Source organism: Nocardioides pelophilus (assembly GCF_014180685.1).
Taxonomy (GTDB): Bacteria; Actinomycetota; Actinomycetes; order Propionibacteriales; family Nocardioidaceae; genus Nocardioides; species Nocardioides pelophilus.
The window spans coordinates 1-2099 of the sequence record NZ_JACEHF010000286.1 but is presented as its reverse complement, the minus strand read 5'-3'; the positions used below and the strand labels follow the sequence as shown (position 1 = coordinate 2099).

The 2099-nt window shown below is 74.7% G+C and carries 3 protein-coding genes; 2 read left to right on the top strand and 1 reads right to left on the bottom strand.

The window, feature by feature from the left end; genetic code table 11:
- Positions 1–209, bottom strand: a 209-nt coding sequence (locus tag H0488_RS25200; RefSeq protein WP_183101497.1) for a GntR family transcriptional regulator, incomplete at its 3' end; no start/stop codon positions are given.
- 80 nt (positions 210–289) lie between these two features.
- On the opposite strand from H0488_RS25200, the gene H0488_RS22980 reads away from it, so the two are divergent.
- Together H0488_RS22980 and H0488_RS22975 are read left to right on the top strand one after the other, a co-directional pair.
- Entirely contained in the window at positions 290–970 is a 681-nt protein-coding gene (locus tag H0488_RS22980; RefSeq protein ID WP_183101496.1) for a pyridoxamine 5'-phosphate oxidase family protein, read from the top strand.
- A partial coding sequence (locus tag H0488_RS22975) for an APC family permease (RefSeq protein ID WP_183101495.1) occupies positions 967–2099 on the top strand: 1133 nt, incomplete at its 3' end. The genes H0488_RS22980 and H0488_RS22975, both read left to right, overlap by 4 nt.

Below are 2099 nucleotides of genomic sequence, written 5' to 3'. Positions count from 1 at the left end.
GTCAGCCAGCCCTCGGCCAGCAGCTGGTCGTAGGCCTGCTCGGTGACCGCGCGCGCCACGCCCAGCTCGGCCGCCAGGGCCCGCGTGCTCGGCAACCGGTCGCCGGGGGCGAGGGTGCCGGCGACGACGAGGTCGCGGACCTGGGTCGAGAGCTGGACTCCGAGCGGCTCGGGGTGGTCGCGGTCGAGCCGCACCGGAAGCGTCCTCACGACGGCCCCTCCAAGTGGCTTGTCAGAATCGTTGAGAAGTGGCCCGTGACGGGGGGCCACTCCTCCGGAAGGCTAGTCCCATGGAGACCCTCTCGCCCACCCCCAGGACCACCGTCACCCGGGGTGAGAAGCGTGCCGTCAGCGAGCGCGACCGGCTGCTGGCCCTGCTCGCCGACGCCCTCGTCGCCCACATCGGCGTCGTGGTGAGCCGCGACGGGACGACGCACCCGGTCGTGCTGCCGACCGCGTACGCCATCGACCCGGCCGGTCCGGACGCCGGCGGCACCCTCTACCTGCACGGCTCCACGGGCGCCGGGTGGTTGCGGTCGGCGCTCGGCTCCGACGTGTGCGTGACCGTCACCGAGCTGGACGGGCTGGTCGCGTCGCGCTGCGCGTTCGGGCACTCCATGAACTACCGGTCGGCCGTGATCATCGGCCGGGCGCGGGTGGTGGACGACCCCGCCGAGCGCGGCCGGGCGCTCGACCTGATCATCGACCACATGATCCCCGGCCGGGCCGCCACGCTGCGGGCGTCGACGCGCAAGGAGCTGGCCGCGACCGCCGTGCTCGCGATGCCCCTGCGGGAGGCGTCGATGAAGGAGCGCGCGGGCGGTCCCGTCGACGAGCCCGAGGACCTCGCCACCGGCGCCTGGGGAGGTCACATCCCGCTGCGCCGGGTCGCCTTGGCGCCGGTCAGCGCCCCCGACTCCCACGCCGCCGTCCCCGCCGACGTCACGGCGCGGGCGGCCGCGCTCTCATGAAGACACCGGCGCCGGCGCCGTCGGCGGAGCGGGGCGGGTCGCTCACCGTCGTCCAGGGCACGGCGATGACGCTCGCCGCGGTGCTCGGCACCGGGGTCATCTCGCTGCCCGCACTCGCCATCGACGCGGCCGGGCCCGCCTCGCTGCTCGCGTGGGTGGCGCTGCTGGCGATCTCGGTGCCGCTGGCCTTCACCTTCGCCGCGCTCGGCGCGCGACACCCGGACGGAGGCGGCGTCGCGACCTACGCCCGGCTCGCGTTCGGCGAACGCGTCTCGACCATGGTCGGCTGGGGCTTCTTCCTCGCGATCCCGATCGGTGCGCCGGTGGCCGCCGGCTTCGCCGCGTCGTACGTCGCCGACGCGGTCGGTGGGGGCCGAACCATCGAGGTGGTGGTGACCGCGGTCGTGATCGCGGTCGTCGCGGTCATGAACTGGGTGGGCATCCAGGTCTCGGCCCGGGTCCAGCTCGTCATCGCCGCCGCGATCGCCACCCTGCTGCTCGTCGCGATCGTCGTCTCGCTGCCGCGGGTCGACACCGACAACCTGACGCCGTTCCTGACCCACGGCTGGTCGGGCGTCGGCGCCGCGGCCGCGTTGCTCGTGTGGGCGTTCGCCGGGTGGGAGATCGTCAGCTCGCTGTCTGCGGAGTACCGGCACCCGGCCCGCGACATCCGCCGCGCCACGGCGATGACACTGGTCGCGGTGACCGTGCTCTACCTCGGGATCGCGTTCGTGACCGTCGCCGTGCTCGGCAGCAGCGCCGGGCGAGCGCCCCTGGCCGACCTGTTGGCCGGCGCCTTCGGCGACTGGGCACGCCCGCTGACCACGGTGATCGCGGTGCTGCTCACCATCGGCGCCATCAACGCCTACTTCGCCGGCGCGTCCCGGCTCGGAGCCGCGCTGTCGATCACGGGCGCGATGCCCCGCTGGCTCGGCGCGGACATCGGCGACGGTCGTCGTACGCCGCGCCGGGCGCTGGCGTTCGTGGCCGGGCTGGCGCTGGCGACGACGGTCGCGGAGGGGCTGCTCGGGCAACCGACCGACGCGACCTTGCTGATCACCACGGGCACCTTCGCGCTCGTCTACGTGGTCGGCACGGCGGCCGCCGTACGGCTGCTGCCGGGGGGGTG